Source organism: Enterobacter sp. PGRG2 (genome assembly GCF_030291195.1).
Taxonomy (GTDB): domain Bacteria; phylum Pseudomonadota; class Gammaproteobacteria; order Enterobacterales; family Enterobacteriaceae; genus Enterobacter_D.
This window is the reverse complement of record NZ_CP127837.1, coordinates 3,816,363-3,822,312: the sequence shown is the minus strand read 5'-3', so window position 1 is coordinate 3,822,312 and position 5,950 is coordinate 3,816,363. Positions and strand designations below refer to the sequence as shown.

General features: G+C 60.6%; 7 protein-coding genes. 5 read left to right on the top strand and 2 right to left on the bottom strand.

Translation table 11 applies throughout. The features are described from left to right. Window positions 1–77 precede the first annotated feature (77 nt). A complete protein-coding gene (locus tag QRD42_RS17070; RefSeq protein ID WP_321987687.1) occupies window positions 78–707 on the top strand; it encodes a transporter in 630 nt (209 codons plus the stop codon). On the opposite strand, the gene QRD42_RS17065 is transcribed toward QRD42_RS17070, so the two are convergent. Further along, window positions 684–1,583, bottom strand: coding sequence for a LysR family transcriptional regulator (locus tag QRD42_RS17065; RefSeq protein WP_321987686.1), 900 nt, complete (start codon window positions 1,581–1,583; stop codon window positions 684–686). The two genes, QRD42_RS17070 and QRD42_RS17065, sit on opposite strands and share 24 nt — an antisense overlap. Window positions 1,584–1,707: 124 nt before the next feature. Here QRD42_RS17065 and QRD42_RS17060 point away from each other — a divergent pair, with 124 nt between their 5' ends. Both QRD42_RS17060 and QRD42_RS17055 read left to right on the top strand, forming a co-directional pair. Beyond that, a complete protein-coding gene (locus QRD42_RS17060; RefSeq protein ID WP_321987685.1) occupies window positions 1,708–3,087 on the top strand; it encodes an MFS transporter in 1,380 nt (459 codons plus the stop codon). Then, the gene (locus tag QRD42_RS17055) at window positions 3,084–3,470 is read left to right on the top strand and encodes a DUF4440 domain-containing protein (protein WP_321987684.1); all 387 of its coding nucleotides are present in this window, start codon (window positions 3,084–3,086) and stop codon (window positions 3,468–3,470) included. The genes QRD42_RS17060 and QRD42_RS17055 overlap by 4 nt, the downstream gene beginning before the upstream one ends. 20 nt (window positions 3,471–3,490) lie before the next feature. On the opposite strand, the gene QRD42_RS17050 is transcribed toward QRD42_RS17055, so the two are convergent. Beyond that, window positions 3,491–4,051, bottom strand: a complete 561-nt coding sequence (locus tag QRD42_RS17050; protein ID WP_321988784.1) for a TetR/AcrR family transcriptional regulator — start codon at window positions 4,049–4,051, stop codon at window positions 3,491–3,493. Window positions 4,052–4,206: 155 nt separating this feature from the next. On the opposite strand from QRD42_RS17050, the gene QRD42_RS17045 reads away from it, so the two are divergent. Both QRD42_RS17045 and QRD42_RS17040 read left to right on the top strand, forming a co-directional pair. Then, window positions 4,207–4,986, top strand: coding sequence for an SDR family NAD(P)-dependent oxidoreductase (locus tag QRD42_RS17045; protein ID WP_321987683.1), 780 nt, complete (start codon window positions 4,207–4,209; stop codon window positions 4,984–4,986). 73 nt (window positions 4,987–5,059) lie between these two features. Further along, window positions 5,060–5,950: an oxidoreductase gene (locus tag QRD42_RS17040; RefSeq protein WP_321988783.1), complete on the top strand. Its 891-nt coding sequence runs from the start codon at window positions 5,060–5,062 to the stop codon at window positions 5,948–5,950.

Genomic DNA, 5,950 nt, shown 5'->3' with positions numbered 1-5,950 from the left:
TATATCGCACAAACTGAACAGGAATTTCCCCTTCCCATAACCTAACATACTGCCTTTGTACATTTTGGGTGGTAGTAATGGCTGTACTCAGAACCTTTCTTTTCTTTCTTGGCGCGGCGGCGCTCAGCTCTGTTGCCGTACTTTGCCTGTGGGGCGATATCGCTATTTTTGACCACGATATTCCCGAAGTTTCGCTGACTGAAATCGTGCAGGAGCTGGTATTAGCGGGCATCGTCGCCATTCATTTCCTGCTGGCGAAAAAGCATGAGCTGCTGCGCTACTGCAATATCCTGGTCGGCGGCTTCTTCCTGACCATGCTGATCCGCGAACTGGATGCGGTCTTTGATCTGATTTCCCACGGCAGCTGGGTATGGTTTGCGCTGCTGGCGACGCTCTGCGCGGTCATTCTGCCGCTGAAACATTACCGCCAGACGCTGGCCCAGCTGACGCAGTACATCCGTTCGCCCTGGTACGGCGTGATGCTGAGCGGTCTGCTGGCGGTGCTGGTCTTCTCCCGGCTGTTTGGTATGCAGGCGATATGGCATGCGGTCCTCGCGGACGGCTACGTGCGCATCGTGAAAAACGCCGTGGAGGAGGGCAGCGAATCTTTCGGCTATATGCTCTGCCTCACCGCTTCCATCGGCTATTACTGCAATTTCCGCAGAATGGCGTCCCGCAAATCCTCACACGCTAACGCGGGCGTGTAAAAAATCAATAAAGCCTCTGACCCTCTCCGGCACGTGACGGGTATTCGGGTAGAGCGCGTAAATGCCCTGGCGGGGAAAACGGTGATCCGGCAGCACGGCGATCAGCGTTCCTGCTGCCAGCGCGTCCTGCACCAGCCATGACGGCAACAGCGCCACGCCCGCGCCGCTCAGCGCGAATGCCAGCAACGCCGCCGCGCTGTCAGCCATAATGGAAGGCGGCTGGCTTGCCGCAAACAGCAGCGTATCGCCATCGGGTTGCACGACCTGCCAGTTCAGCGGCGATGAAAGGCGGCTGTGGGCGATCCACGTCGCCCCGGCAAGCTGTTCGGGAGTGCTGATACCGCCATCGCGAAGCGTGCTCAGATAAGCAGGGGAGGCGACCGGGTAAATATCAAAATGGTCGATAAGCCTCGCATGATGGGTGGAATCCGCCAGTTGTCCGAGCCGGATCGCCACATCAAAACGCCCGGCAATCAGATCGTTGTTTTGCGAGGAGGCCACGTGCTGGATGCGCAGTTGCGGGTGCAACGCCGCAAAGTCAGCCAGTGCGGGCACCACCACGCGCGCGCCATATTCCGGGGTGGTGGTGATACGCAGTAAACCGCGCAGACCGCCGTGATCGCCGCGCACCTCGTCAAGCACCCGTTCGGCGTCCTGAAGCAACTGCTGGCAGCGATGGTAAAAGCGTTCGCCGGTATCGGTCACCGCCACCTTACGGGTGCTGCGGGTGAGTAACGCCACGCCCAGCTCCTGCTCCAGCTGTTTGATATTGACGCTCACCACCGCTTTCGTCAGCCCCAGCGTCTGCGCGGCGCGGGTAAAACTGCCGGCCTCCACCACCGCCACAAACATCCCCAGCCGCTGCATATTCACCATCGTTCATTCCTTCGGGCATCCTGATTGTCAAAATTATTTTGACAGTAAAACCACGGGAAGGGAATTTATCCGCCGCCGTACGGCGCTTATAGTGCGCGCTCTGTTTGTTAATGCTGAGAAAAACATGACGTATCGTGCGCGGGTGGCCTGTGTGTATCTGCTGGGATTTTTTATCGATCTGGTGAACATGTTTATCGCTAGCGTGGCCTATCCCGAGATTGGCCGCCAGTTCGCGGCCAGCGTCAGCGAGCTGGCGTGGATCAGTAACGCCTATATTTTAGGGCTGACGCTGGTGATCCCGCTCAGCAGCTGGCTGGCGCGGCGCATCGGCGCGAAGCGGGTGTTTATGCTGTCGCTGGGGATTTTTATCGCCGGCACCTGCGGCGCGGGAAGCGCCTCATCCATTTATTCGCTGATTGCCTGGCGCGGCGTGCAGGGCCTGGGCGGCGGGCTGCTGATCCCCATCGGGCAGACGATGACCTACGCGCTTTATCGCAGCCATGAACGGGCAAAACTATCGTCCGCCGTGATGCTGGTGGCGCTGCTGGCTCCGGCGTTATCGCCCGCGCTCGGCGGGCTTTTTGTGGAAAGTGGTCACTGGCGCGGGGTGTTTCTGGCGAGCCTGCCGCTGGCGCTGGTGGCGTTAATACTGGCAGGCTGCTGGCTTAAACCCGATGCGCCTTCAGCCACGGGTGAGCGGCTGGATCTGCGCGGGTTAGTCAGTGGCGGCGTGGCGCTGATCCTGATCCTCACCGGCTTAACCTTTGCAGGCGAGCGGCTTTATCTGTGGCAGGGAGCGCTGCTGTTCGCGCTCGGATTACTTGTGATGGCCGCTTATGTGCGGGATGCCCTGAACAAACCCGCACCGCTGCTTAACCTGCGGCTGATGAAAGATCCGCTGTTGCAGACCGCGATGCTGATCTATCAGTTCGTGCCCGGCATTTTTACCGGCGTCAGTATTGTCGCCATGCTTTATCTGCAAAACCTGTTAACGATGCCAGCCACGGTCACCGGCGGAATGATGCTACCCTGGGCGCTGGCCTCTTTTGTGGCGATCACCCTGACGGGAAGAACCTTCAACCGCCTGGGGCCGCGCCCGCTGTTTATCACCGGCTGTCTGGTGCATGGCGCAGGGATCGGCCTGCTGGCACTGACGGCCAGTGCGGCGGATGTGCCGCTGTGTATACTGGCCTTCACCCTGATGGGCTTTGGCAGCAGTCTGTGCAGCAGCACCGCGCAAAGTGCGGCATTTATTCAGATTAACGGGGCGGATCTGGCGGATGCCAGCGCCCTGTGGAACATCAATCGTCAGCTCAGTTTCTGCTGCGGCGTGACCGTCATCAGCCTGCTGTATGGCTTACTGGCGGCAGGCGGGCTGCCGGTGATGCAGGCGTATCATCTGTGCTTTTTGATAGCAGCGGGCAGCGCGCTCATCCCCATAGTGTGCTGCCTGCGGATCGCTAATCAGCACGTGGTTTTAAAACTTAATCAGGAGCAACAATGAATCGTTATTTTCAGGAAGTACGGGATGCCCACGTGTTGATCCGCGATTGTCTGGGCGATGCCCACACGCCGGACGCGGTGTGCGACGAATTATTATCACGCTTTTGCCCGGCGTTCTCGATGGTGACGCCGCGCGGTGCCATCATGGATTTTACCGCGGTGGATAATCTGTTCCGCACCCAGCGCGGCGTGCGGGCGGGGCTGACAATTGCCATTGAAGATCTGCAACTGATAGCGGAAAGCGAAAACGGCGCTACCGTCACTTATCAGGAGCGGCAGACGATCCCGGGGCAGGGCGAAACGCTGCGCTTTGCCACGGCGGTGTTCGAAACCGGCGCAGATGGCCGGGTGATGTGGCGACATCTGCACGAAACCTGGCTCTGATAATGACACCGCCGGGAAGCTTACTGCTCCGGCGTGTTCTCATCCAGAAGGCGGGCGCGGCAGACCGCGAGGATTTCATCCGCCAGCGGCGAGTCGTCCGGGCAGGCGCGGGATAACACCATTGCGCCGACCAGATGCGCCAGCGTGTCGATCACCCCGGCACGCCGCTTGCCGTCCGCATCCTGCTCCTGACTCAGCTGTGCCAGTTGCTGTTCAAGACCCGCCGCAAAGGTGGCTTTAATCGTCTCAGACTGGCGGGACGCATCCGCCCCCAGCGCCGACATCACGCAACCCTGGCCCTTGTTATCACGGTGCTGGCGCGAAAGATAACGAGCAATAAACTGCTCACGACTTGTCCCGGCGGAATGGTCTGCTGAATGCGCAAAACCGCACTGCATGGCCTCCGCCATCAAATCCGCTTTCGAGGCGAAATGTTTATAGAACCCGCCGTGGGTCAGCCCGGCGGCCGCCATCAGCTCCGCCACGCCCACGCCGTCATAACCCCGTTCCCGAAACAACGCCGACGCCGTTTCGACAATCCGCATGCGGTTTTCACGAACCTGCTCTTTCGACACTTTCATTGTTACGCCTTCAATGCTGAACATTCCTGCGGCAAGTATACATTGATGATGACCATAATCAAAAATGTTGACAGGATAGATTACGATCATCATCATTAACCCGCACCATCCCCCGGCACGCCGGAAACCGTTAACGCATTCAAGAAGGGTATGTTATGACCACTCCATCCGTCCTCATTACCGGCGCTTCCTCAGGAATTGGTGCCGTTTACGCTGAACGTTTCGCCCGCCGCGGCCACGATCTTGTGCTGGTGGCGCGCGACAAAGCCCGACTGGATGCGCTGGCCGCGCGCCTGCAACAGGAAACCGGGGTGAGCGTCGATGTGCTTGCCGCCGATCTCACCCTGTCCGGTGACGTAGCGCGTGTCGAAACACGCCTGCGCGAGGATGAACAGATCGGCATTCTGGTTAACAATGCGGGCATTGCGCAGACCGGCAGGCTGGCGGATCAGAGCCCGGCGTCCATTGAGCGCCTTATCGCGCTGAACGTCACGGCGGTCACCCGGCTGGCCAGCGCTGTCGCGCCACGATTTGTCCAGGCGGGTGAGGGCGCTATCGTTAACATCAGTTCCGTGGTCGGGCTGGCGCCGGAATTTGCCATGTCGGTGTATGGCGCGACCAAAGCCTTTGTACTGTTTCTGTCACAGGGAATGCAGGCCGAACTCGCCCCCGGCGGCGTGTATGTGCAGGCGGTGCTACCAGCCGGGACCTACACCGAGAGCTGGGAGCGCGCCGGGATCGACATCGCTCACTCGACACAGTTTATGGACGCGGGGGAGCTGGTGGATGCCGCGCTGGTCGGGTTTGATCGCCGTGAGCCTGTGACCATTCCTCCCTTACGCAACGCCGCCCGCTGGGATGCCCTCGACGCCAGTCGACAGGCGCTGATGGCCGACATCAACCAGGCGGAAGCCGCCGCGCGTTACAAAGGCTGAAGATTCAGGACTGATGGCTTTGCAAGGCTGCTGATACACTGTTGGGTAATTAACCAGAACAGGAGAGCACATGATGTCCGATCGTCCTGCAATTGCCCTGCTTGGTCCGGGCGCTATTGGTACCACTATCGCGGCTGCGCTGCATGAAGCGGGTCGCACGCCGCTGCTGTGCGGGCGCACCGCCCATCCGCAGTTAATTCTGCGCGATGACGACGGGGAGGTGTTGGTGCCCGGCCCGGTGCTTAACGATCCGGCGGCGGTCAGCCAGCCGGTCGATCTGCTGTTCGTGGCGATGAAAACCACCCAGGACGCCGACTGCGCGCGGTGGCTGGCGCAGTTGTGCGACCAAAACACCGTGGTGTGCGCGCTGCAAAACGGTGTTGAACAGCAAAGCCAGCTTGAACCTTATGTGCAGGGCGCAACCGTGGTGCCCTCGGTGGTATGGTTTCCGGCGCAGCGGGAAGCGGATGCCTCCGTCTGGCTGCGGGCTAAACCGCGTTTGACCCTGCCGGACGTGCCTGCGGCCAGGCGCATTGCCGATGCCCTGAGCGGCACGCGCTGCGCGGTGGAGCTGTCCGGGGATTTTCTCTCCATTGCCTGGCGCAAGCTGTTGCAGAACGCGGCGGCGGGGCTGATGGTGCTGACGAATCGTCGTGCCGGAATGTTCAGACGCGACGATATTTCCGCGCTGACGCTGGCCTATCTGAATGAATGTCTGACGGTGGTGCGGGCGCAGGGGGCAGTGCTGGGCGATGAGGTGCCGCAGGAGATCCTCGCGGGCTTTCAGGGGGCGCCCGCCGATCTGGGCACCTCTATTCTGGCGGATCGCCAGGCCAATCGTCCGCTGGAATGGGACATCCGCAACGGCGTGATCCAGCGTTACGGCAGGGCGCAGGGCATTGCAACGCCAGTCAGCGATGTGCTGGTAGCGCTGCTGGCGGCGGGTAGCGAAGGGCCGGGCTGA

What these genes read in the sequence shown, in the direction of transcription:
- QRD42_RS17070 (WP_321987687.1), top strand. Translation starts at nt 78, where the DNA reads ATGGCTGTACTCAGAACCTTTCTTTTCTTTCTTGGCGCGGCGGCGCTC.
- QRD42_RS17065 (WP_321987686.1), bottom strand. Translation starts at nt 1,583, where the DNA reads ATGGTGAATATGCAGCGGCTGGGGATGTTTGTGGCGGTGGTGGAGGCC.
- QRD42_RS17060 (WP_321987685.1), top strand. Translation starts at nt 1,708, where the DNA reads ATGACGTATCGTGCGCGGGTGGCCTGTGTGTATCTGCTGGGATTTTTT.
- QRD42_RS17055 (WP_321987684.1), top strand. Translation starts at nt 3,084, where the DNA reads ATGAATCGTTATTTTCAGGAAGTACGGGATGCCCACGTGTTGATCCGC.
- QRD42_RS17050 (WP_321988784.1), bottom strand. Translation starts at nt 4,051, where the DNA reads ATGAAAGTGTCGAAAGAGCAGGTTCGTGAAAACCGCATGCGGATTGTC.
- QRD42_RS17045 (WP_321987683.1), top strand. Translation starts at nt 4,207, where the DNA reads ATGACCACTCCATCCGTCCTCATTACCGGCGCTTCCTCAGGAATTGGT.
- QRD42_RS17040 (WP_321988783.1), top strand. Translation starts at nt 5,060, where the DNA reads ATGTCCGATCGTCCTGCAATTGCCCTGCTTGGTCCGGGCGCTATTGGT.